Origin of the sequence: Silvibacterium sp. (genome assembly GCF_047605705.1) — a bacterium.
Taxonomy (GTDB): Bacteria; Acidobacteriota; Terriglobia; order Terriglobales; family Acidobacteriaceae; genus Silvibacterium.
This window is the reverse complement of record NZ_JASGFD010000016.1, coordinates 1-24,208: the sequence shown is the minus strand read 5'-3', so window position 1 is coordinate 24,208 and position 24,208 is coordinate 1. Positions and strand designations below refer to the sequence as shown.

At 61.9% G+C, this 24,208-nt stretch carries 17 protein-coding genes and 4 tRNA genes; 9 read left to right on the top strand and 12 right to left on the bottom strand.

All coding sequences use genetic code 11. From position 1 onward, the window contains the following. Positions 1–28: 28 nt before the first annotated feature. The 3 genes from QM649_RS07930 to QM649_RS07920 all read left to right on the top strand — a co-directional run bounded on the left by QM649_RS07930 (position 29) and on the right by QM649_RS07920 (position 4,593). Positions 29–2,611: an N-acetylmuramoyl-L-alanine amidase gene (locus QM649_RS07930; protein WP_415198487.1), complete on the top strand. Its 2,583-nt coding sequence runs from the start codon at positions 29–31 to the stop codon at positions 2,609–2,611. 145 nt (positions 2,612–2,756) lie between these two features. Then, on the top strand, positions 2,757–4,025 hold the full coding sequence (locus QM649_RS07925) for a DUF6599 family protein (protein ID WP_415198486.1): 1,269 nt from the start codon (positions 2,757–2,759) through the stop codon (positions 4,023–4,025). Between the two features lie 492 nt (positions 4,026–4,517). Next, a tRNA-Thr gene (locus QM649_RS07920) sits at positions 4,518–4,593 on the top strand. Between the two features lie 224 nt (positions 4,594–4,817). Here the strand turns inward: QM649_RS07920 and QM649_RS07915 are convergent. Next, positions 4,818–5,882, bottom strand: coding sequence for a cobalamin-independent methionine synthase II family protein (locus QM649_RS07915; RefSeq protein WP_415198485.1), 1,065 nt, complete (start codon positions 5,880–5,882; stop codon positions 4,818–4,820). Between the two features lie 178 nt (positions 5,883–6,060). On the opposite strand from QM649_RS07915, the gene QM649_RS07910 reads away from it, so the two are divergent. Beyond that, positions 6,061–6,975, top strand: coding sequence for a tetratricopeptide repeat protein (locus QM649_RS07910; RefSeq protein WP_415198484.1), 915 nt, complete (start codon positions 6,061–6,063; stop codon positions 6,973–6,975). 22 nt (positions 6,976–6,997) lie between these two features. Here the strand turns inward: QM649_RS07910 and QM649_RS07905 are convergent, their stop codons facing one another. Further along, positions 6,998–7,618 carry a TetR/AcrR family transcriptional regulator gene (locus tag QM649_RS07905; RefSeq protein ID WP_415198483.1) on the bottom strand — a complete coding sequence of 207 codons (621 nt, stop codon included), beginning with the start codon at positions 7,616–7,618 and terminating at the stop codon, positions 6,998–7,000. Positions 7,619–7,727: 109 nt separating this feature from the next. On the opposite strand from QM649_RS07905, the gene QM649_RS07900 reads away from it, so the two are divergent. Further along, entirely contained in the window at positions 7,728–8,570 is an 843-nt protein-coding gene (locus tag QM649_RS07900) for an oxidoreductase (RefSeq protein ID WP_415198482.1), read from the top strand. On the opposite strand, the gene QM649_RS07895 is transcribed toward QM649_RS07900, so the two are convergent. From QM649_RS07895 to QM649_RS07865, 7 genes are all read right to left on the bottom strand, one after another. Continuing rightward, positions 8,571–8,783: a hypothetical protein gene (locus QM649_RS07895; protein WP_415198481.1), complete on the bottom strand. Its 213-nt coding sequence runs from the start codon at positions 8,781–8,783 to the stop codon at positions 8,571–8,573. 70 nt (positions 8,784–8,853) lie between these two features. After that, the gene (locus QM649_RS07890) at positions 8,854–9,162 is read right to left on the bottom strand and encodes a hypothetical protein (protein ID WP_415198480.1); all 309 of its coding nucleotides are present in this window, start codon (positions 9,160–9,162) and stop codon (positions 8,854–8,856) included. 115 nt (positions 9,163–9,277) lie between these two features. Beyond that, positions 9,278–9,354 (bottom strand) — tRNA-Arg (locus QM649_RS07885). Between the two features lie 29 nt (positions 9,355–9,383). Further along, entirely contained in the window at positions 9,384–9,995 is a 612-nt protein-coding gene (locus QM649_RS07880; RefSeq protein WP_415198479.1) for a hypothetical protein, read from the bottom strand. A gap of 13 nt (positions 9,996–10,008) precedes the next feature. Continuing rightward, positions 10,009–11,085, bottom strand: a complete 1,077-nt coding sequence (locus QM649_RS07875) for a YheT family hydrolase (RefSeq protein WP_415198478.1) — start codon at positions 11,083–11,085, stop codon at positions 10,009–10,011. Beyond that, a complete protein-coding gene (locus QM649_RS07870; RefSeq protein ID WP_415198477.1) occupies positions 11,082–11,927 on the bottom strand; it encodes a DUF72 domain-containing protein in 846 nt (281 codons plus the stop codon). Before QM649_RS07870 ends, QM649_RS07875 begins: the two co-directional genes overlap by 4 nt. Positions 11,928–11,981: 54 nt before the next feature. Beyond that, a tRNA-His gene (locus QM649_RS07865) sits at positions 11,982–12,056 on the bottom strand. Positions 12,057–12,127: 71 nt separating this feature from the next. Here QM649_RS07865 and QM649_RS07860 point away from each other — a divergent pair. Continuing rightward, complete coding sequence (locus tag QM649_RS07860; RefSeq protein ID WP_415198476.1) at positions 12,128–12,670, top strand: DUF4112 domain-containing protein; 543 nt, start codon at positions 12,128–12,130, stop codon at positions 12,668–12,670. Between the two features lie 86 nt (positions 12,671–12,756). Beyond that, positions 12,757–12,833: transfer RNA gene (locus QM649_RS07855), tRNA-Pro, on the top strand. Positions 12,834–12,868: 35 nt separating this feature from the next. On the opposite strand, the gene QM649_RS07850 is transcribed toward QM649_RS07855, so the two are convergent. Then, positions 12,869–13,537, bottom strand: a complete 669-nt coding sequence (locus QM649_RS07850; RefSeq protein WP_415198475.1) for a TetR/AcrR family transcriptional regulator — start codon at positions 13,535–13,537, stop codon at positions 12,869–12,871. Between the two features lie 150 nt (positions 13,538–13,687). Between QM649_RS07850 and QM649_RS07845 the strand changes: the two genes are divergently transcribed. Beyond that, positions 13,688–14,377 carry an SDR family oxidoreductase gene (locus QM649_RS07845; RefSeq protein ID WP_415198474.1) on the top strand — a complete coding sequence of 230 codons (690 nt, stop codon included), beginning with the start codon at positions 13,688–13,690 and terminating at the stop codon, positions 14,375–14,377. Between the two features lie 259 nt (positions 14,378–14,636). Here QM649_RS07845 and QM649_RS07840 read toward each other — a convergent pair whose 3' ends face one another. Together QM649_RS07840 and QM649_RS07835 are read right to left on the bottom strand one after the other, a co-directional pair. Then, positions 14,637–18,230, bottom strand: coding sequence for a TonB-dependent receptor domain-containing protein (locus QM649_RS07840; protein ID WP_415198473.1), 3,594 nt, complete (start codon positions 18,228–18,230; stop codon positions 14,637–14,639). Between the two features lie 494 nt (positions 18,231–18,724). After that, positions 18,725–18,958, bottom strand: coding sequence for a toxin-antitoxin system HicB family antitoxin (locus QM649_RS07835; RefSeq protein ID WP_415198472.1), 234 nt, complete (start codon positions 18,956–18,958; stop codon positions 18,725–18,727). Positions 18,959–19,665: 707 nt separating this feature from the next. Here QM649_RS07835 and QM649_RS07830 point away from each other — a divergent pair. After that, a complete protein-coding gene (locus QM649_RS07830; RefSeq protein ID WP_415198471.1) occupies positions 19,666–24,204 on the top strand; it encodes a beta strand repeat-containing protein in 4,539 nt (1,512 codons plus the stop codon). The last annotated feature ends 4 nt before the right edge of the window (positions 24,205–24,208 follow it).

Below are 24,208 nucleotides of genomic sequence, written 5' to 3'. Positions count from 1 at the left end.
CTATAATCGCCTTGTAGTCTCTACTTTTATGCCGGTTTCTACTCCTTTTGCAGGACGCCATCGCCTGCTGCCGATTGCCGGCGGACTGATGCTTTCGTTGCTGATGAGCGCTCCGGGGCCGGCAGATGCGGCAGGCCGCGCGCCGTCGATTTCTGCTTTCGATCATGCGCAGCGGTTGCGCGAGGCGCTCGAAGGGAGGCCGGAGCGTGAGCGCACACGGCGCGAGTATGACCGCGTGATGGATGCCTACCGCGCGGTGTATCACGGCGATCCGCGTTCGGCGCGAGCCGATGCCTCAGTCTCGGCGGTGGCCGACCTGCTGGCCGAGGAAGGCCGCATCTTTCAGGACGACAAGGCGCTGCACGATGCGATCGGGCAGTATGACTTTTTGCGCAAGCAGTATCCAGGGAGCCGTTACCGCTTCAGCGCGCTGCTGACCATCGGCGAGATTTATCTGCGCGACCTGGATGACCGCGATCATGCGAAGGCCACCTTTCAGGAGTTTCTGAAGCTCTATCCGCAGAACCCCATGGCCAATGAGGCGCATGCGGAGTTGGCTACTCTGAGGCGCGGCGGTCCGGTGAAGACAAACCGCGGCGCTGCGACGGAGACGGCAGGTGTGGGAGCTGCGACGCAGCCCGCTGAGAACGTGCCCGAGGTGCGCGCGGGTGTAAATCCGCCGCAAAAGAAATCCGGCAAGAACACCGTACTGACAGCAGCGAAGCAGTCGCAGCAAACAGGCTTCCAGGAGCAGGATCTTGCGCCTCCGCCTGCGGGCAGCGTGGCGTCGACGCCTCCTGCCACTGCAAGTGCGGCTTCTTCGAGCCCGGCTGCGCCGGTGAGCGAGTCGCATGCGGCTGCGACCGATGCATCTCTGAATGCGCCTCCTCCGCCGCGGCGTGGCAAACTGCCGCTGATTACCGGCATCCGCCACTGGTCGACGCCGGTGTACACACGTGTGGCGATCGATCTGCAGGATGAGGTGCAGTATGAAGCGGTGCGTGTGCCGCATCCGGATCGCATCTTCTTCGACCTGCATGGGGCCAGACTTTCGCCGGAGCTGATCGGCAAATCGGTCGAGGTGATCGACGATGGATTCCTCAAGCAGATCCGCGCGGCGCAGTTTTCGAACGATGTGACGCGCATCGTGCTCGATGTAAGCGACGTGAGCGAATACTCGGCGTTCTTCCTGCCGAATCCGTCGCGTCTCATTATTGATATCCACGGCAGCAAGAATCATGCGCCGCCGGTGTACACCGCCTCGACTAAGCCGCCTGCGAATGTGCCGTCCGCAAATGTACCCGAGGTGCGTGCGCTGAACATCCCTGCCGCGCAGGTTCCCACGACTCCTCCTGCGCAGCACGCGGCCTCGCGGACATCGCAGGCAGGCGGACAGGGGAACGGCGGGAGTACGATCGGCATCGGTCCGGCCACGACGCCGGTGACAGCCATGGGCTCGCCAACCTCATCGACAACGAAGAGCCGGGCGGCTGCGCAGAGCGACGCGGCAACGCAGGGTGATCCCGCAGCGCTTTCTGATGTCGCGACACTTGGCCAGCAGCGAGACACGGTGAAGGCGACGAAGCATCCGACGACGGCGCCGGTGGTGCAATCGGTAGCCGGCACGCAGCCCGCTCCGCAGCCGGATGAAGTCGCGGCCGCGAATGCTCCTGCTGCAAATCCACCTGTTGGCTCCACGGATACGACGAGCGGCAGGAAGCGAAAGAAGCATGGCGATACGTCCTCGAATTCGACGACCACGGTTGCTTCCGCAAATGTGCCGGCGACGGTTACAAATGCGCCGACCGGCGCTCCTCCTGTCGATTTAGGCGCAACGGGCATCAGCGCTGGGGCTCCGCCTACCGCGGACGGACAGCGCTCGATGGTGCGCGCGCTGGGTCTCAAGATCAACCGCATCGTAGTGGACGCGGGGCATGGCGGGCACGATTCGGGCACGCTCGGGCCGGGCGGCATCCAGGAGAAGGACGTGGTGCTGGATGTGGCGCTGCGGCTGGGCGCGCTGCTCAAGCAGAAGCTGGGCGCGGACGTGATCTACACACGCGACGACGATACGTTTATCCCGCTCGAAACGCGCACGGCGATTGCAAACAAGGCGCAGGCGGACCTGTTCATCTCGGTGCATGCGAACTCGAGCCAGGATCAGTCGGCGCGCGGCGTGGAGACCTATTATCTGAACTTCACCACCTCGGCCGATGCGCTCGAAACGGCGGCGCGCGAAAACTCGGTCTCGGACGAGTCGATCCATCAGCTTTCCGATCTCGTGAAGAAAATTACGCTGACGGACAAGATCAACGAGTCGCGCGAGTTCGCCTCGGATGTGCAGCAGAGTCTCTACTCCGGCCTCGAGGATGGTAACCCCGGGTTGAAGGATCGCGGCGTGAAGAAAGCTCCGTTCGTGGTGCTGATCGGCGCGAACATGCCTTCGATCCTGGCGGAGATCTCGTTCCTCACGAATCCGAATGACGCGCAGGAGCTGCGCGATCCGCGCTATCGCGAGCGGATTGCCGAGTCGCTCTATCGCGGTGTGGCGCGATATGTGGGCAGCCTGAACGGTGTGCGCATCGCGGACGCTTCGCAGCGGAGCAAGTAGTCAGAACTCAGAGCACAGGACTCAGATTTCCTCTCATCGCAGCGGGATTAAGTCCTTCCTCCGACGCAGAGGCTGCAAGGTATCGCAAAGAGATGTGGGTAAGTACGAATGAGGTGTCGTACTCTCCCACCCAAGCGAAGCCTGGATGAGCACCCAGTATTCGGATTGCTACGGCAGAACGAAGGCAGAGCGCGACCATCGGGAGCCCGAGCTGAAGGCGATCCGCGCCACGCGCAGTGGTAGTCTCTCTGTTGTGAAGGTCTCTGGAGTAGCTGTTTCGGCCCGGCTGGCGCTGGGTAGTGTCGTATGGCTGTGCGGAGCGTGTGCTCCGATGATGGCGCAGTCTGCGCCCTCTTCTGCCGCGCCGGTGATGGTGACATTGCCGCATGTGCCGATCGCGCTGCCTGCGACGCTGGCAGGCTGGACACTCGAAGGGTCACCGCAGACAGGTTCGGACCCGGCGCAGGCCGATGCCGCGAAGGCAGCTCCTCTCAGGGAATACGGGCTCAGGCAATACGTGGCGGGAAGCTATCGGCATGGCGGCGCGACGCTGGCCGTGAAGGTGATGGGCTTTCCGGATGCGACCGGCGCCTATGGCGCATTCACCCTCTACCGCGCGGCGGGGATGCATCCGGCGGACTTCAATCTCGAAAGAGGGCGCGAAGGGGCAGTCGGGGATGGCATGGCCGTCTTCTGGACGGGGACCGAGTGCGTGACCGCAACGTCTTCGCATGTAGGCGCGGCCGAGCGGGATGCGCTGACGACCCTGGCCGCCGGACTGCCGAAAAATATCGGGCCGGATGGCGTGCCGCCACCGCTGCCAAGGTATCTGCCGGCGGAGGGCCCCGGTGGGAGCCTCGAACGGAACACGGTGCGGTACGCGGTGGGACCGGAGGGTTACGCCCAGGGTGGCGGGGTGCTGCCAGCCGGGGTGGTCGATTTCAGCCGGGACGCCGAGGTGGTGACCGGGCGTTACGGGCGCGAGACGCTCACCATCGTGGAGTACCCGACGCCGCAGATGGCGATCGCGAGCCAAAAGGCGCTGGAAGGGCTGCTGAAGGGCGGTGGGGCACCGGGAGGTCTCCAAAACGCCGTTGTGAAGCAGACGGGGCCTCTGATGGCCGTGGCGAGCGGCTCTGAGAAGCCGGCCGACGCCCAAAAACTGCTTGTTCGGGTGAAATACGACGCCGAGGTGACGGTCGACCGGACCGGCGAGGCGATGAAGGGCACCACCGAGGTGAAGAAAACCGCGCGCCTGCTGGTGGGAATCGTCTCGCTGACGCTGATTCTGGGTGCGGCTGCCCTGCTGCTGGGGCTTTTCCTCGGCGGCGGCCGGGCACTCTACCGGGTGATGCGCGGCAAGCCGGTCTCGACGCTGAACGATGAGGAGTTCATCACGCTGCACCTGGAGTAGGGTTCCGAGTGAGTAGGGTTCCGAGTACAGCTCCGCGAGTCTCAGGGCAGCCACTTTATCTGCACCTCGATTGGTGCAGATCGGGCGTAACTGGCTCAGGACAAAGTGATTTTTGCGTTTTCACGAAGCTTGTTGGAGAATAAAAGGCGAATATTGTACTCGAGGCGGCTGCGGAAGGGGTGTCCGTAATGCCTTGAATTCAGGCTGGTTGCAGAGGCCGGGATTTTGCCTTGACACCCCTCCGGCCCAAACTTAGTATTTCGCCAGAAAGTTCTGATGGCTTTGCCTCCGTTGGAACTATTCTCCCTAAAGAAAAGGCTGCCCTGTTGCCGGGCGGCCTTTTCGTTGTCCGGGCGCAGATTGGTGAGGCCTCTGAAATGGCATGGAGTGGCGCGCTGCGGGCTCTTCGCGAGCGGGAAGAGAGCCTGTGGAAGGATTCACGTGGAGGCGGCTTTACGCCCAAGCCGGGGAACGATAGAATCACGAAGGAAGGCCGACGTAGCTCAGTTGGTAGAGCAGCCGATTCGTAATCGGCAGGTCACCGGTTCAAGTCCGGTCGTCGGCTCCAGTCACGGCGTGCGGCCCGCTTCTGCGCCGCTTTTTCTTTTCCCGTAAAAATATTTGATTCTGTTCCGCTGGCTGGTTGCAGAGCCTGGGCATTCGCTCGCCTGTGCGTTCTGTTCCGCCGGAATCCTGTTGCCTGTGGAGAGAGAACTGCGGGTTCCTCCACTTCGCTCGCCTTTGGCTCGCTTCGGTCGGAATGACAGATGCTTCTATCTGAGCCCTGAGCCTCTACAGGCCGAGTGACTGCGCGGCCAGGGCTGTGCCTTCCACGCGGGCCCGGATCTTTGCGAAGGCGATCTCGCGCGAGGTGGAGCGGTCGTCGGCGAAGGGGGAGAAGCCGCAGTCGTCGGTGGTGCCGAGCTGGGCTGGCGGCAGGACGGACGCGGCCTCCAGAACGCGGTCACGAACCTGCTCCGGCGTTTCCACCGTAGTTGTGATCGGGTCGATGACCCCGATGAAGACGATCTGGCCGGGCTGTATGAGGTCGCGGACGATGCGGAGGACGCGCGGGCGATCCGGCTCGCTGGCCATCTGCAGGTAGAAGCGGCCGGTGTGCATCTGGAAGAGATCGGGCAGCAGCGAGGCGTAGTCGACATCGGCGCTGTGGGTGGAGTCGTGGTCGCCTCCGGGGCAGGTGTGGACGCCGATGCGCTGCCGCTCCTCAGGCGTGAAGCGGTCGAGAATCTGGTTGTTGAGCGCGATGAAGCTGCGCAGCAGACCGCCGGAGGGATCGAGGCGGAGCGAGAGCCGGGCCTCGGTGAAATCGATCTGGACAACGGCTGCACCGGCCTCGAGGGCGCCGCGGATATCCTGCTCAGCCTCGTCCAGGAGGTCGGCGAGGAAGGCCTCCCGCGGATAGCCGGGAATGGGCTCCTGTGGGTAGAGCAGGCTGAGCGCGGAGGCGGAGATGACGGCCTGCTTGAGCGGGCGCTGGGTAAAAGTGCGAGCCTTTTCGAGGAAGCTTTGCGCATGGACGCCATAGCGGAAGGGTCCTGCGGTGAGGCGCGGCAGTTGGCGGGTGTGGCCGCCTGCGAAGGGGATGACGACGCCATCGGGTGCGAGGCTGGTGAGGCCGGAGAGCGGATAGGTGGCGAAGCTGGGCTTGGTCTGCTCGCCGTCGGTGAGAATGGGCGAGCCGGTGGCCTCGAGGCGCTGGATGGTGTCGCGGAGGGCTTCGTCGAAGTGGGCCTGGAGGGCTTCGGGCGCGAGCAGTCCGGCCTGGGACTGGACGATCGCCTCAATCAATGCGGTGGGACGGGGAAGGCTGCCGATGGACTCGGTAGGGATGGGCATGGGGGCCAGTCTAGTCACCGCGCAGGAGGCGAGAATCCATCGAAAGAAGGATATTCCCGCGGGTGCCGACGGGGTGTCGAGGAGGGAACTTGCATCCAGTTGAGTACCGTGTTATCCACGGAAATTTCATTTTGCCTACTTGTTTGCGGGGGACTAAGTACCGATAATCGCGTCATACGTGAGCGACGGTCCCATTGCGAGTACACAGACTGTGACCCGATATAGCCGTCACGACGCCCTGCGCATCCTGCGCATTCCGGCCCGGCAACTGCGAGGCTGGGAACGCGCGGGACTCATTGTCTACTCCGAAAGCTACTCGTTCCAGGAACTGGGGCAGCTGTGCAAGCTGCGCGATCTGCGGGCTATGCGGCTTTCGGCGGCGCGCATCCGGGCGAGCGTGACTGCGATGCAGGCAGTCTCGGGCATGCTGAATCCGCTGGTGGAAGCGGGCTCGGCACGCAGTGGCTCGCGTCTGGCTTTCCGACACTCGGGCGCATGGATGGAGCCGGTGACCCGGCAGTTCGTCTTCGATTTCGACGGGCGTCAGCGTGTCTTTGAGGTGGAAGGCGGGCTGACGCAGGCAGAGAAGGCGCAGCGGGTGTCGACGCTGTTTCTCGACGCGGTGCGCTGCGAGGAAGCGGTGAAGCTGGAAGAGGCGATCGGTCTCTATCAGGAGATCCTGGAGCTGGACCCGAATCACGCGCCCTCGGCGATCAACCTGGGAACGATCTTCTACAACCAGCGGCAGTTTGGCCGCTCGGAAGAACTCTACCGGCAAGCCACGGTGTCCGACCCTGGGTATGCTCTCGCGTTCTTCGACCTGGGCAACGTGCTCGATGAGCTGCAGCGGGTCGGGGAGTCGATCGAAGCGTACAAGCGAGCCATCACGCTGGTGCCGAAGTACGCCGATGCCCATTACAACCTGGCGTTGGCCTATGAACGCAGGAGCGAGCGCCGCAAGGCGCTGCGCCACTGGATGGCTTACGTAAAGCTGGACCCAGTAGGTCCATGGTCGAACCACGCGCGCAGCCGCGTGAAGGCGATTCTCGAACGGGAAAAGCTTTCGATCGTGTGGAGACGGGAAGCTTCGTAGCGGGGCGTAGGCTCTGGCCCGCCTATCCGGCTTTCTGCTTTTTTACATCTCGTTTCACATCTCCGTGTCCCTTCAGAAACTGCGCGAAGCAGTCATCCACAAAGTGTTCGTCGAGCACGCCCGACCCGAGTAAGAGCCGATAGTAGAGCGATCCGTAGAGGAGATCGATTGCGGCCTCGATATTGAGGTTTTTCCGCAGAGATCCCTCGGCGATGGCGGCCCGCATGATCTTGCGAACGCCTTCGCGCCTCGGTTCGAGCCAGCGGTCGCGAAAGGCGGTTGCAAGCTCCGGATCGGATTGCGCTTCCGCCACGAGGGAGCGGATGAGGTTTCCCCGGGAGCTGCGAAAGAAGGCAACCTGCAGATCGAGCTGCAGGCGAAGGCTTTCGAGCGCGCTCCTTGCTTCAGGAAAGGCGGTTTCGCTGCCGATCAGCTCGAGCAGGGAATCCATGACCAGCGCTGCCTTGTCGGGCCAGTGCCGGTAGATCGTCATCTTCCCGACATTCGCTTTTGCGGCAATCTCGTTTACGGTGACGAACCGGAAGCCGCGCCGGGTCACCAGAGAAAGAGCGGCCTTCAGGATGGCATCGTGAGCCGACTGGCTCCTTGGTCTTCCTGTTCCTGTTCGCCCCGCTGCTGCCATGATTTTCGTCCTCCTGCCGGAAAAGTGCATCTTTCATGATACTCGCGGTATCGTATATGTGATATTCGATACCGTGAGTATCGTAAGGGGTGCGAAAATGAGCGTTGAAATGAGCAAGGTTATCATCGTTACCGGCGTTAGCAGCGGCCTGGGCAAGGCATTTGCGGTTGCCCTGCTGCAGGCGGGTTTTCGCGTAGTCGGCACCGTGCGCAAACAGGAGGCGGCGGAGGAGTTCGAGCGTCTCAAGCCAGGCGCGGCCTTTGCCCGCGTTCTCGACGTCACCGACGATCCCGCGCATCTTGTGGACGCGGTGAATGAGATCGAGCAGAGTGTCGGTCCGGTCTATGCGCTCATCAACAATGCGGGATACGGCCACGAGGGAACGCTGGAAGAGAGCTCGATGGAGGAGCTGCGACAGCAGTTCGAGGTGAATGTCTTCGGCGCCGTGGCGATGATCAAGGCCGTTCTGCCGCACATGCGTGCGCGCCGCGAAGGGCGCATTCTCAACGTGACTTCGATGGGTGGCCTGATGACGATGCCGGGCCTGTCCTACTATCACGGCAGCAAGTTCGCGCTCGAGGGCATCTCGTCGTCGTTGGCGAAGGAAGTCCGGCCTCTTGGGATCTACGTGACGGCGGTAGAGCCTGGCATGTTCCGCACCGACTGGGCGGGGCGCTCGATGGTCCGGTCGGAGCGCAGCATTGCCGACTATGACGCGATCTTCAATCCCATTCGTGAGGCTCGGCATGCGAGAAGCGGACGCCAGCCAGGCGATCCAGCCAGGGCGGGCAGCGTGATTGCGGAGTTTCTGATTGCGCCGGAACCACCGCAGCATCTGCTGCTGGGTCCTGATGCGTTTGAGTATGTGCAGAAAGATCTGGAGGCGCTCCGCTCCGAATTCCAGAAGTGGGAGCACGTGACGCGGTCCACGAACTTCGACGAGGCCGTGTAATTACCGGGAGGGAGCTTCGGGCCGAGGCTCCTTTGCCTTGTCCGCCGTATCTTCCGGGCGGCGGGCCGGGCCGATGCGGCGGATGTGTCCGGGCTCGGAGCGGCCGGGCCAGTTCTGGCGGGTAGCGGGCAGCTGGTCGGCTGCGGGATCGAGATCGCCGGGCTTCTGCGGATCGGGTTCCTGCGCCCATTGAGGGTTCATTGCGGAATGCATGGCCACACCTCTGCTCTTGAGATGCGGGTCTGCTAGCGCCGGGCGGTCTGCGGCTCGGCGATACGCGAGGTTAGGCGCGGATCAGGCTGTGACGCGGGCGGCCCTGCCGTACCGGAGTTGAGTCCGAAGCGGGCTGGAGTTCGCGGGTGAGGACTTCGCGGAGGCCGGCAGTCTCTGCCGGGACCGGCTCTGAGACAGTGGCGCCTTTGCGGGACTTCCAGTCCTGACTCCAATCCTGGCTCCAATCCTGGCTCCAGTCCTGCCCATAGCCATCCATCTGAAGGGTTTCGTCGCGGGTAGCAATCACGGCGGCCGTGACGACTCCCAAGGCAAAGCAGGCTGCACCGACCGCAACCAAGGACCACAGAAAGACGTGCACGTTCGGTTCCTCCGGTATCTGGAAACGGATGTTATCCGCGGTACAGAACGGTGGGAATTGATCCAGATCAAGCTGGAAGAGAACTTTTGTGGGATGGAGAGTGGCCGGCGAGGTATGGTGCGCGAGGCAGGACTCGAACCTGCGACCCTCTGCTTAGAAGGCAGATGCTCTATCCAGCTGAGCTACTCGCGCGTGTGCTACCAGGCCGCTTCCCGTCAGCTTTATGACGAGGCGGCCGATTTTATTGTAGCCATAACAGCGGCAAAGAGCACGGTTTTCCAGCGGTTACGGGCTTCGGATTGCGTCGCGCCCAGGGCGGAAGCGTATAGGGTGAAGGCGTAGCCGGGGGTGTCATCGATGTCAGCCGGGCGCAGGACGAGCTCGATACGGCCGACAGGCGAGGCTTGCTCCTGGCGCAGGTCGTGGACGATGGCGCGGGCAAGGTTCTCGATCTCGGCGAAGGCGGCGCGGCGGGCGGGCTCGGCAGGGATGATGTCGATATAGCAGGCGATGCCGTGGGCGATCTCGTCGGGCTCGGCGTCGAACTCGTAGGGATCGATGTCCTCGGGCGCGATTGGCCATACATCGCACTTTGAAGTGAAGGTGGGCGAGACGAAGGTAGGCAAGTCCGGCTGATTCAGTAGGAGCAGGGCCTCGGCCAGCTCGGGATACTCCACGGTCTCGGGCAGCGCGTGTGCTGCTTCGGGATGCAGGCGCAGGTCCGTAAAGCCTGTCCCCAAGCCTTCCCCGGATTCGTTTTCCTGCGGCGGCACCCAGGGAGCCACAATGACCGGCTCGTCGGGGCCGATGAGCGCGTCCCAGTCGACATTCATGCTGCTGCGCCGCTCACAGGGAGCGATTCCCGGGCAGCCTGGCGAGCCAGCCGTGGAGCGTGTCTTCGGCCCAGTACTCGACCTTGCGGCCCTGCGCTGGATCACCCGCAGCGAGGAAGGCGCAATGGCCGCCGCGGCTGGTCTCGGCGAGGTGCACGTGCGGGTTGGCGAGTAGCGCGGCGCGGGTCTCAGGGCGCATGACGATGAAGGGGTCGTCGGTGGAGTGGATGATGAGCGTGGGCACGCGGAAGTCCGAGGCGAAGTGCGAGCTGGCGACAGAGTGGTGGTAGTGCGTCGCTCCCTCGAAGCCGCCGAAGCGCGCGACGATGTGCTCATCGAAGTCACGCATGGTGCGGATGGCGTCGATATCGGTGCCGCCGTAGATGCGCGGATAGAGCGCGGCCTTGCGGTGCAGGCGTCCGCGCATGTTGCGCAGGAAATGCCGCATATAGATGTAGTTCGAGCGGCGGTGCAAGGCGTCGGAGGATGCGGCGAGGTCCATCAGCGGAGAGACGCCGATGACGCCGACGAACTCCGGCGGTGGTGCGGAAGCGACTTCGCCCGCGTATTTCAGGATGAGATTGCCGCCCATCGAATAGCCGAGCAGCGCGATGCGCCTGAGTCCCCGAGCCTCAACGAGATTTGTAACCAGCGCGGTTACATCTTCAGAGCGGCCGGAGTGATAGATGGTGGGGCAGAGATGATCGGTGCCGCCGCAGCTGCGCATGTTCATGCGGATGACATTGTGTCCGGCGGCGAGGGCGCGCTCCGTGTTGCCGAGCACATACTGCGAGCGCGACGAGCCTTCGAGGCCATGCACGATGATCAGCGTGAGGCGATCGCGGCGCACCTCTTCCGGCTGCCAGTGGCAATGGCAGAGGATGTGCGAGGGGCCGTAGCCTTCCACCGGTCCTTCCACTTCAATCAACAGCTCTTCGGGCTCAGGCAATGCGGGACGGCGTGGGATGAAGTTTCCAGCAAGGGTCTGGAAATGGCCGTTGCGCAGGCGCCGGTGAGGCGTGAAGGGGCGCAGCCATGTGGCCTCTGCGAGTTCTTCCTGAAGCGTGCCGTAAGCGGCGGTCGTGCTCATACAGTGCGGATTCCTTCGAGTACGCTGACCGCGCGCAGGGCGCCGTCGGGCTCTTCATCATGCCTGAAATAAGCATAGACGTCGCCCGCTCCATCGAGTTGCCGGGCGCGTTCGATCAGCCGCGCGCGGATGGCATCGAGCTCGGCTTGTGCGTACGCGGAGCGCCGGAAGCGGTAGCAGGCGAAGTTTGCGGTGGCAAGGTCGGGCGTGGTCAGCTCGTCGCTTTCCGCGACGCAGAGCGTGGCTTTCTGCCTGCGCAGCAGGGTTTCGAGCGCGGAGAGGTTCGGCTCCTCGAACCAGCTCTCGTGGCGAAACTCGAAAGCAATGCGATAGCCGCGCGGGCATTCCTTGAGAAAGGCGGCGAGGCGGTCAAGATCGGCCTTGAAGTTGGGCGGGAGCTGGAAGAGCAGTGCGCCGAGGCGTCCTGCCTTGCGGACCGGTTCAAGCGAAGCCACGAAGGCGTCGAGATCGGCGGCAGCATTTCTGAGCCGCAGGATGTGGGTGATGCGTTGCGGAGCCTTGAAGGAGAAGCGGAATTCCGGACGATCCGGCATCGCGAACAGCGTGGAAGCTGCGGAGTCCGCATCCTCATGCGGGGCCGTCGCTTCAAGCCAGCCGGCGATCATCTTCTCGGTCGGCAAGGCGCGGAAGGTGTAGTTCACCTCTACGGAGTTGAGCCGCGAGGCGTAGTAGTTCAGAAATTTCTTTGCCGGGACGCCTGCGGGATAGAAGCCGGGTTTCCAGGAGGCGTAGGCCCATCCGGAGCAGCCGACGAAGAGATGATCCCTGGCAGAGTCTGCGGCAGAGGTCGCGGACTTCCCGGGCTTGGCTGAGGATTTCACTGGAATGGTGTTAGCGTCAGGCTGAAGAGCGCGGATCCTGTATCTGGTTGATACTGGGGCGGCTAGTGGGGATCGAACCCACGACACCCGGTGCCACAAACCGGTGTTCTGCCACTGAACTATAGCCGCCGTGACGCTTTTTCGATTGTAGCATCGGCACCGGGTCTGTGGGAGCACCCTGTGGAAGAAGTGTGCATCTTATGAGTGAGATGGCCCGGAATATGCCGCAGGGAACCGCAAAAATGCCGGAAATTCTGCCGCCACTGCGCGGACGAACCCGGCTGGGGCGCCGGATCTTCGACGACGAGAATCTGGACCTGCTGTCGCACGTGCTGGATGACTGGTTCCGGATTCCGGGGACGTCGATTCGCTTTGGCATCGATGGCATCATCGGGCTGGTGCCGGGCGTGGGCGACATCCTGGCCGGACTGGCCTCGTGCGTGATCGTGGTGGCGGCCTGGTTCCGCGGCGTGCCCTACGTGACGCTGGCGCGAATGGTGGCGAACCTCGGCATCGACGTGCTGATCGGCGCGATTCCGCTGCTGGGCGACGCCTTCGATATCGCGTGGAAGGCGAACCGGCGGAACTATGCGCTGCTGACCCGGCATATCGCCGAGCCGCACCGGCACACGTGGAAAGACGCGATCTTCCTCGGCGCGATCCTGCTGGCGCTGTCGGTGGTCTTCACGCTGCCGGGACTGCTGGTGTGGTGGCTGATCGTGCAACTGGTGCGCGGACACTGAGATACCGGTGATGCGGCCGCATACTGCGGTACAATCTGGTTTGTGCGCGGGGGCTTTTGCAGCAGCGAGAGCCGGGAGCGCCAAGTCGGGGCGTAGCGCAGTCTGGTAGCGCATCTGCTTTGGGAGCAGAGGGTCGGGGGTTCGAATCCCTCCGCCCCGACCATCTAACCTCTTCCATCGAGCGCATCGCTCAACTCTTCATTCTTGCCTTGGGATTTTGCGTAGCTGTCGCGTTCCGCTCGAGGCTCTTTCGCCGGAGAGCTGTTCTGCCGCATTGCGCAGCCATTTTCTAAATCTTGCGTCGGGGTTCGAGCCGCTCGTGGCAAGCCGATGAACCTCAGCCCAGGTGGTGGAACGGATGAGTGTCACCAGTTGTGCGGCTTCGAGTCGAGTGGCGGCATCGGGGCGTGCTGACCGGCGCTCCGCTGCGAGGACCCCTGCGAGGATTTCTTCGTATTCGTCCCAGAGACGTAAGAGACGGGAATGCAGCACGTCACTCTTGCCGTAGCCTCGCTGAAAGTCTGTGAGCCTATGTAGGACCGATCCTTTCTGGCGCGTGAGTCGGATCAGGGTCTCTGCTACGCAGTACGCAGGTGAAAGGCCAGCCGCGCGAGCATGAAGCGATGCAGCTACCGTATCGATCAGAGAGGTGTCCTGAAAGAGCAGGTCCTCTTTGGAGCGAATGTACGTGAAGAGCGTCTTCACGGAGATATTTGCCGCATCCGCAATCTCGGCGACAGTTACGTTGTCGTAGCCGTGTTGTTCAAAGAGTTTCTCGGCGCAATCGCGTATTGCGGCGCGTGTCAGCTCTTTTTTCCGGTCGCGAAGTGATAGCGGTTCTTTGGACTTTATTGGCAAATCGGCCACGATCTATAAACCTTCTGGTTCTTAACTTCTCTTTATAGTCCCTCTATTGTGACATTCATGCGGCACGTCTTCATTAGAAAGTCGCTTGACTATAAAAAGTAAGTGACTTTACTTTTAAGTGTGGCATCTGCCACGTGAGGGCGGAGGAGTTTGAAGATCATTCTGACCGGCGCCACCGGATTCGTCGGGGCATGCACTCTGCAACATCTCGTAGCCGACCGGCGAGTCAGCAAAATCATCTGTTTAACACGCAAGTTGTTTCCTGCTGATTCGCCAAAGGTCAATCCGATTCTTCATGAAGATTTCGCGGTCTATGACGACGCTCTTTTGGATGAACTGGCCAATTCTCAAGCCTGCATCTGGACGCTTGGCGCCAAGGAATCCGATCTGGCAGACCGCGATGCTCTCGCAAGCGTCACCTACACATTCACGTTAGCGATGGCACGGGGTATTGCCGAGCGAGTGAAGCATCCTTTCACGTTTTGTTATCTCAGTGGCATGGGCGCGGATCAGGCGGAGAGCGCACGGCTGCCGTGGGAGAGAGCGACTCGCCACCTGAAAGGGCGAACCGAAAAGGATTTGCTCGCGCTTCAGGAGGACAACGCGAACTTCAGCGTTCATTGCTTTCGGCCAGGCGGCATCCTGCCCGATGATGCCAATCGTGTGCTGCGCTTCCTGCTCGCCCCGATCGTTGTGAGCGTCGGAGAGCTTGCCGACGCCATGATCGCAGAGTCTTTGGAGGAGAAGACATTTCGGAGACATCCCATCATTCACAACTCCGCGATGAAAGAACTCTATCGGACAAAAGATCTGGGCGTTCCGTTCCATGGAGGGAGTTAGCGAGGTCTAAGGCTGCCAGTCGGAGTGATCGGCATCGCGAAGTTGGATCTCGGCGATATCCGCCTTGATGCATGAGGCGGGCAGCGCAAGCGGAAAGCAGCTTTTCAAGAGGGATTCAGGCTAGGCGAAACGCATTTCCAAAAAAATCCCGCCTGAGACACGTGGCTCAGGCGGGTGGAGTTTGCCAAAAGGCAAAAGCGGTATGGAGAGCATCTGGCCCGGCATCGGTTACCGAGCTAGATGCCTGCTCCAACGTGGGTTAGAACAGCAACTTCAGCGAAAGCTGGATCTGGCGCGGGAAGTTCTGTTCCGTGCTGCCGATGGTGCCGTAACCGGACCACGCGCCAGGCTGGTTCGGGTTGGCCACGCTGGTGTTACGCGTGACGGCGGTGTTCGGGCTGCTGGTCGAAGGGCCACCGAAGATCGGCGTGTTGGTTGCGTTGAAGGCCTCGGCCTTGAACTGCAGCGTGTAGTCCCGATAGATCGGGAACTTCTTCTCAAGGCCCAGCTGCGTCTGCTGCGCGTAAGGAGCGCGCACAGCCGTGGTGCGAGGCAGCTCGGTGATCTTGGTGTATTCGGGGAAGCTGCTGAAGCAGCTGGATTGCGTGTTGTTGATGTAGCTCTTGTAGCTGCGGTGCTGCTCGACGATGTTGTAGTTGCCGCAGCTGAAGGCGCTGGTGTTAGGGAAGCCGACCGGAGTACCGCCGGCATTCTGGAAGATCCAGTCCAGCTGCCAGCCACCGATGGCCTCCTGTACGTAGCGGTTGGCATCGGTGAAGATGGCTCCGCCGCGTCCGATGGGCAGGTTGTAGAGACCGCTGAAGGCGAACTGCCAGGGGCGGTCGGTGCTGTCGATGGCCTTGTACGGCTTGTCGTCGACCAAACTCTTGGCGCTGTTGTTCAGGCGGCCAGTTGCGGTTTCGGTCTTCGACCAGGTGAACGAGGCCAGGATGCTGAGGCCGCGGGTGAGCGACGGGCCGTCGGTGAAGCGCTTTTCAAGCTTCGCGATCAGCGAGTCATAGAGTGTGTAGCCCTGGGGCACGGCATAGTCATAGAGATAGGCGTATTCCGAGAACGGAGCGATGAAGTCTCTTGCAATACGCTGCGAGGTGGAACCTACGCTGGTCGAGGGATCGAGCACGCCATAGTAGGGGTTGTTGATCTCGGTATCGAGGTACGCGTGGTCGGCATGCCCCTTGTCGAAGTCCGACTCCGAGATGCTGTCCATGTAGCGGCCCGCGCGCAGATGATAGGTGTGAGCGCCGACGTACTCCAGATCCCAGACGCTCTGCAACGGGGCAGAACCCTGGAAGCCGAAGGAGTACTGTTCGACGATCGGCACCTTGCGGTCGCGCTGATCGTAGGTCATGCCGGTGCCGAGGCCGGTGGAGAGACCGAGGCTGTTGCCTTCCGGAACCACATAGCCATTCGGATAGGGAGTGCCGGAGTTGAAGTAGCCCGACGGGGTGAGGTCGTTGTCGAGCGATTCGGTAAAGCCGGTGGTCTCTTCCCAGGTGGATTCCGCGCCCAGCTCGATGCCGAGCGACTGGCCAAGGCCGTAGCCGCCGCGCATGACGAGGTTGGGGCTCAGCGCATAGGAGAAGCCGAACTTGGGCTCGAACTCGCCGAACTGGTTGCTATAGGCGCTCAGCTTGCTGCTGGCAAACTGCGGGCCGCCGTAGATAGTGGAGGGGAAGGCTTCGCCGTTGGGGAGCACGATGCCGCTGCCGTTAATCTCGCTGCCGACCGGGTTGACGCAGGTGAGGCAAAAGCCGGCATTGAGGCGGTCGTTGCGCTCGCGGGGCGAGGTTTCCCGCTCGAAGCGAAGACCGAGGTTGAGGGTGAGGTGGGGCTTCACCTTCCAGTCGTCCTGGATGTAAGCCGCTTCGTCGTTGTAGGCCTCGTAGACGCTCTCGTAGTCCTGCACGGAGCCGCTCTCCGGGTAACCGAGGATGAGGTCGGCGATGGCTGCGCCGTCGCTGTTGCTCTGCTTCGGATTCTGCTGGGTGAAGCCGGCTCCGAAGGAGAACACGCCATTGGGCTGACCGATGCCGGTGGGGATGTCATGGAAGAGCATCAGGTCCACACCGTAGTGCAGGTTGTGCTTGCCCAGGGTGTGCGTGAGTGACGACGACAGCGAGTAGGTCTCGAACACGGTGGGGTTGGCTTCATTGCCGATGACGTTGGCAATGCAGCAGTCATCCATGTCGATTTCCGGCGCATACTTGTGCGTCGTGGTCGGGATGGAGGGCATGTTCAGGCCCAGGTCCGCGGCCGTCAGCGAGTCGAGACCGGCGGCGACGGTGCCGTCAGGATCGACGCTGTAGGCGCGGTTGAAAGAGACGCGCGTATCCCACACCAGCGTGGGGCTGAAGGTGTGCGTGACGTCGATGACCTGGGTAAGGCTGGAGCGATAGTTGTTGATGTCGCCCTGCGCGGCTGCGCCGGGCAGGCCTGAGCCATTGCGGTATTCCGTGCCGGACCACCAGGCGAACATGCCGTACATGCGGGTGCGGTCGGAGAAGTTGTAGTCGATACGGCCGATCGGCTGGTTGTACTGGTAGCGGCCCGGATCCGCACTGACATAGTTGTTGGTGTAGCCGCTGCGGTTGGCCGAGGGGAAGACCTTCATGATGGCCAGGCCGATGGGGCTGATGCGATTAGCGGGGATGATGTTTCCGGCGAACTGCTGACGGCTGTACGTTTCGCAACCACCCTGCGAGTCATACTGCGAGCAGGTGGTGGTCAGCGGATCGTAGATGCCGTTCAGGTTCATGGCCTGGATGTAGCCATTCAGGTTGATGCTGCCGCTCGTATCCGGAAACATGTCGCTGGTCAGGGTGGTCACGGTGACCGGGGCAGGCAGCACTTCACGCCAGCCTTCGAAGCTGCCGAAGAAGTAGGCTTTGCCGCGATAGAGTGGGCCGCCGAAGGTGCCGCCGAACTGGTTCTGGTTGTGGAAGGGACGCGATTCGCCCTGCTGGCTGTACTGCCAGTAGTTGGCCTCCAGGACGGAGTTGCGCCAGAACTCGAAGAGAGTGCCGTGGAAGTGGTCGCCGCCGCTCTTGAGAGCGGTGTTTACGGTGCCGCCGCCCACGCGGCCATACTGCGCGTCGTAGGTGTTGGTCATCACCTTGAACTCTTCCACCGCATCGACGTTGGGAGCGATGTTCCAGGTGCCTGCGCCGCCGCCGCCCTGGGTGGAAACCGGGGCGCCATTCAGCGTGAACTGGTTGTAGTTCCCCGACTGGCCATTGATGGAGTAGGCGTTCGACTCGTCCCATCCGCGGGTGCCCGAGTTACCGCTGGGGCCGAAGGTGGTGGTAGTGAATTTGGTGCCCGGCGTGAGGCTGAGCAGCATGTAGACCTGGCGGCCGTTGAGGGGCAGGTTCTGGATCTTTTCCGGATCCATGACAGTGCCGCCCGAGGCGTCTTCCGTATTTAGGCCGACGGCGTTCGAGGAGACGGTCACCGTCTCCGGCGCGGCGCCCGGCTTGAGCGAGAAGTTCAGATTGACCTTCGAGGTGACGTCGATCTGGATGTTGTCCTTGGTCACCTTGCCGAAGCCGGGGGCCTCAGCGGATACCGCATAGTTGCCAAGCTCGACGAAAGGGATATTAAAGTTGCCATCTCCCTGGGAGATGACGTGGTAGGTCTGTTGCGGACCGACTGCGGTGATGATGGCCTTGGGAATCACAGCTCCGGACTGATCGGTGACCTGTCCGGCGATGGTGCCGCGATAGTCCTGGGCCTGAAGGGGAAGGAGAGTGGCTAGAAAAAGAAGAAAAATCCCGAAGGCCTTTAGCCCGGGATGAATGTGCAATTTGAATCGCGATATAAGGGCGCGGTTCATCAAATCGATTGCCTCCGTGAGTGAAAAGCAAGCAAGGGCATGGCCGCCGGATAGCCCGGTAGCTTCGCCGTATGACCAGACACACGTTTCCTGTATCGTTCCAGAGGAACGATGTGTCCGACCTTCCAGTTGTGCAGGTGTCGTGGGTGCGACTGATGGCCATGGTAACGTCACCATGGACAGGAAATCCAGCACATTTTTGTAACAGGAAAATGTTTACCGATGAGGCAATAGCGGGATAACCGTAAGAGCTGCCGCTACTTCTCGCTCTCGACCTATCGCTTGCACGAGTCGGATGGCACCTCTGACGCTGTTCCCTCGAGCCTCATTCTGTGTTGGCGAGAGAATGTCCAGGATCTGGGGGAGACGATTCTGACGGAGATGATCCCGGTCTCGATGTGGCAACGTGTCTGGTCGCGCCAGTTTGCCGGGGAGCCTGCCTTTGGGCCTGCTCCCCGCTGGGTTCACCCTTTCCTGATTCCTGACATTCGTTGCTAAATCTCCGACGGCTGGTCGCTGGTTCCTGTGCGCCGTTCCCGAGGGTGAGGCTGTGCTGGATCGGCCTGCAACTGGACTCTCTCCAGCCGGGTAATTTTTTCAGCCAGGGCGAGGGTGATGAAGTGATTGAGTGAAATTCCTTCGCGTTCTGCCAGTTCCACTGCTTGCTGACGCATGGTCGGGGATAAGCGGAGCGGAAAGCAACGTAGACGTTTGTACTCCTCAGCCATTTCTAACTCCTGATCATTTTTCGACGTTTCCTCCGCAATCGTGCGGGAGGTTGGCTGAAGTTATCCTCTGCTGGACTCGCATGACTGCGGGGCAGGAGATGGTAATCAGCTCTCGATGATGATTCTGTGTAAGCTGTGAGGCTTTAGTCTCTGCGCTAAATAGTATCTTCCATGCTTGTGGGATGGATGGTGTGCGAAGGATGTCGCCTTTCGCATGAAATCCGTGTTTTATGGCATTGAACCCATATTTCCTGCCCCCTGCGCATTGATATTTGTTATCTCTCCATAGTTATAGTTTGCGCTTCGGCCGGAAGGATGAGATATCTCCGGTGCCTTCCATTTATTTCCACATGTTATGCCGTGAGCTATGTGGTTGCCTCTGAGGCAAGCATAAGCGCGAGTATTTCTATCTTTCCCGTGTAAATTCGCTTCCGCTTGCAGGGTGATGTCATTGGTGATGTTGAATCGCGGAAATTTCTCTTGGCGTGGTGTTGTAAAGGTCCCTAACGGACATACTATGGGCTGGACATAAGTAACCAGTCCGATAGGTACTGGTCGTCCTCCCCCCTCTGCAGTACTCGCTGAACGGGTATCTCGTTCGGCCTTTTGTCAGCGAACTCTTCGCATGAATATTTCGGCTACCAAAATGCGGCTCTCAGCCGCCCGCGGCGCCGTGTGCCTGTGACCAGCCAAGGAGCTATATCCCGATGCTTAAGCCTCAAACTCTCCCGCCGTTGCTCAGAAGATATGCGAGCACGACCCCAAGTCGCACTGCGTCCCCACGGGATGCTGCATGGAACTTTGTCGGCATCGTTGCCCTGGTGCTGGCGATCACCCTTACCGCGTTTCTCTCCGGCTGCGGCACGAGCGGCTATGCCGGCGCCGGCATCACCGGGCTCTCCGCTTCGTCGGTAACGCTGGATGCGGGGCAGCAGGTGGGCATCACAGCCAGCCTCTCGGGTAGCGAGGCGACACCGGCCTGGAGCCTCGCAGGAAGCAGCTGCAGCGGCAGCACGTGCGGCACGCTCTCCGCTGCGACCGGGGCCGATGTTACTTACACCGCGCCTTCGGGCATCACTTCGCAGTTGCAGGTGACGCTGACTTCGGCCATCACCGGTACGACGAATTCCAAGACAGTGAGCATTACCGTGAACCCCGATCCGACGATTACCGGCTCACTGCCGGCAGGCACGGTCGGCACCGCGTATTCGGCGACGCTTACGCCGAGCGGCGGCACGGGCACGCTGACGATGAGCCTCTCGAGCGGAACACTGCCCGACGGATTGACATTCGATGCAAGCACGGGAGTGATCTCCGGCACGCCGACTACGGCGGGCACTTCCTCCTTTGTGGTGCAGGTCGTCGACCAGAGCGTGACTCCCTATACCGCGACGGTCAATGAGAGCATCACCATCACCTCTTCCGGAACGTCCACGACAGCGCTCTCGCTGACGGGTGGCGTACAGCCAACAGGCACAGTCGGAACAGCGTACTCGACATCGCTGACGGCGACGGGCGGCGTAACGCCTTATACCTGGAGCATCGCATCGGGCACGCTGCCTGCGGGCCTCGCGATTTCTTCTTCGACGGGTGTTATCTCCGGCACGCCGACTGCGGCGGGCACTTCGACGTTCGTGGTGCAGGTGGAGGATTCCACTGGCGCGACGGCGACAGCTTCGGCTTCGATCACCATCAATGCCGCAGCTGCGCTGACGGTGACGACAAACCTGCCGGCAGGCACGGTAGGCACGACTTACACCGGCACGATCACCGCAACTGGCGGCACTGCGCCCTATACCTGCGCAGTCACCAGCGGCACGCTTCCTGCGGGTCTTACGCTGAGCGGCTGCTCCGTGACAGGCACGCCCACCACCGCAGGCAGCTCGGCTGTAACCATCACGGTGACAGATTCGAGCAGCCCGGCGAAGACTGGCACGGCCACGACGACGATCGTGATCAGCTCCGCGGCCAGCCTCACGGTCACCAGCACCTTCCCGGAGGGTACGGTAGGCACGGCTTACACCGGTACAGTTACCGCGACCGGTGGCACCGCACCTTATACCTGCGCGGTCACCAACGGCACGCTTCCTGCAGGCCTTACGCTGAGCGGCTGCTCCGTGACAGGCACCCCAACCGCTGCCGGCAGCTCAACTGTCACTGTGACGGTGACAGATTCGAGCAGCCCGGCGAAGACAGGCACGGCGACGGCGACGATCGTGATCAGCTCCGCGGCTAACCTCACGGTCACGAGCAGCTTCCCGGCGGGCACCGTAGGCACGGCTTACAGCGGTACAGTTACCGCGACCGGTGGCACCGCGCCCTACACCTGCGCGGTCACCAGCGGCACACTTCCTGCAGGCCTTACGCTGAGCGGCTGCTCGGTGACGGGCACTCCCACCGCTGTAGGCAGCTCGGCTGTAACCATCACTGTGACAGATTCGAGCAGTCCGGCGAAGACAGGCACGGCGACGGCGACGATCGTGATCAGCTCCGCGGCTAGCCTTACGGTCACGAGCAGCTTCCCGGCGGGCACGGTGGGCACGGCTTACACCGGTACAGTTACCGCGACCGGTGGCACCGCACCTTATACCTGCGCAGTCACCAGCGGCACGCTTCCTGCAGGCCTTGCGCTGAGCGGCTGCTCGGTGACGGGTACTCCCACCACTGCCGGCAGCTCGGCCATAACCGTGACGGTGACAGATTCGAGCAGTCCGGCGAAGACTGGTACCGCGACGGCGACAATCGTGATCAGCTCCGCAGCCAGTCTCACGGTCACAAGCAGCTTCCCGGCTGGCACGGTCGGCACGTCGTACACCGGCACCGTTACCGCCACCGGCGGCACCGCGCCTTATACCTGCAGCGTCACTACGGGCACTCTGCCTGCGGGCCTCACGCTGAGCGGCTGCTCGGTGACGGGTACACCCACGACAGCGGGCAGCTCGGCTGTAACCATCACTGTGACAGATTCGAGCAGTCCGGCGAAGACAGGCACGGCGACGGCGACGATCGTGATCAGCTCGGCGGGGACCCTTACGGTCACCACCAGCTTCCCGACCGGCACGGTGGGCACGGCTTATACCGGCACCATCACCGCGACCGGCGGCACTGCGCCTTACACCTGCGCCATCACCGGCGGCACGCTTCCTGCAGGCCTTTCGCTGAGCGGCTGCTCAGTGACAGGTACACCCACAACCCCTGTAACCAGTTCTGTAATCGTGACGGTGACGGATTCGAGCAGTCCGGCGAAGACGGGCACGGCCACGGCGACGATTACGATCGGCGCAGCGCCGCTGAGTCTCTCGGCTACGCTGCCGAACGCGATCGTCAACACCGCCTACTCGTATACGCTTCAGGCGACTGGCGGTACCGGCCCCTACACCTATGCGGTGACCGCGGGCACGCTGCCTGCAGGCATCACGCTCGCCTCGAACGGCGTTCTGAGTGGCACGCCCACGGCCACTGGCGCGAGCAGCTTCACCGTAACCGTAACCGACAGCACCTCGGCTACGGCCACCGATAACCTCATCCTCCTGGTGACGTACCAGTCTTCCCCGTACGACACGGAGCTTACCGGTCCCTACGCCTATCTCTTCCAGGGATATGACGACGTCGTGGCCGGCGTCCTCGCCTATCAGACAGCAGCCGTCGGCAGCTTTACCTCGAACGGCGCCGGTGTTCTCTCTGCCGGCGAGCTGGATGCCAACCATCAATCCTCAACCGCTTCGACCGGCAACACGGTGACGACGCAGACCTTTGTCGGTACCTACATCGTGAATTCCAACAGCACGGGATTCATCACCATTACGACTCTGAACGCCGACGGTACGACGGATCAGACCTCAACCTATGCCATCTCGCTCAAGGCTCCTGTGTCGCCGGCAACGGTCGCCACGGAAGGCAGCCTGATTGAGTACGACGACAACGAACTAGTCGGCACCAAGGGCAGCGGTACGCTCCTGCAGCAGACCACCTCGACCTTCTCTGCGGGCCTGAATGGCAGCTATGCCTTCGGTCTCCAGGGCGACACTCCATGCCTGGTCTCCTGCACCCTCGGTATCCTTTCGGGTCCGGTGGTCTCAGTGGGCCAGTTCACCACGGACGGCAGCGGATCGCTTACCAGCGGCGAGGCCGACACAAATATCGCAAGCACCAACTACCCCACCGCAAGCCTGACCGGCAGCTATGAAACGGCCGATCAGAATGGACGGCTTGCTCTGTCGCTCACCAACTCCGCCATCTCCAGTGGTGTATACCCAACCGACTACGCGGTCTATGTCGTGAACGCAGACGAGGCGTTTGTGATGTCGACCGACGTTCACTCCAGCTTTGTCCTGCTGGCCGGCACTGCGCAGCTGCAGGATTCGACCAGCTTCGACAACACAGCCCTGAGCGGACCCTTCATCGGGTACGAAAATGCTCAGACCAATCCTGGCCTGCTCGGCGTAACACTGCAGAGCGTGCTGGACTTCTCCAGCGCAACCATCTTCCGCGCAGACGGTGACGGCGCGGGCAACTGCAACACTACCAACGTCGATACCACCGGTCTCACCGGCCTGATCGATAGCCTCACCGGCCTCGCCAACGGCAACACACTGCTTGAGGCGCTGCTGGGCGACAGCAGTACAACAGGAACCGCAACCTGCCAGGTGACGAGCAACGGACGCGCGGAGCTGAACTATCCTGCCCCGTCGAGTCTGATCAGCACACTGCTCGGCCTGCTTGGCCTACCTACCGGTGCGCCTGATCCGCGTATCGTCTACCTCACCAGCCCGGGCACCGGCTACTTCCTTGAGAGCAGCTATGCCGGCCTCGGCCATATCGAACAGCAGACTGGCGCTCCGTTCAGTCTGGCCACCCTCGACGGCACCTATGTCGACTCAACCATCCCGGCCAGCTCGCTTGCCAGCATCACGACGTCCGGCTACTTCACCGCGGACGGCGCAGGCAACGCGACCTCAACCCTCTACGCCAACGTTGGTGTGGGCACGCTGAACGTACTCCAGCTCACCACCTCCACGCCGACGACCTACGCGTTGAATGACCCCAACGCCAACTCCACCACACCAGCAGCGACAGCAGGCCGTTATCTGCTCGGAGACGGTTCCACCGTTATCTACGCCATTTCTCCAGACAGATTCGTGTTGTTGAACACGAGCGTGTTGGCGACTTCACCCAGCGTGTCGCTGCGCGATTGTGCCGCGACACGCCACACCAGAAAGTTAAAACAAAGGGAGAGCGTGGGGTAGGGAA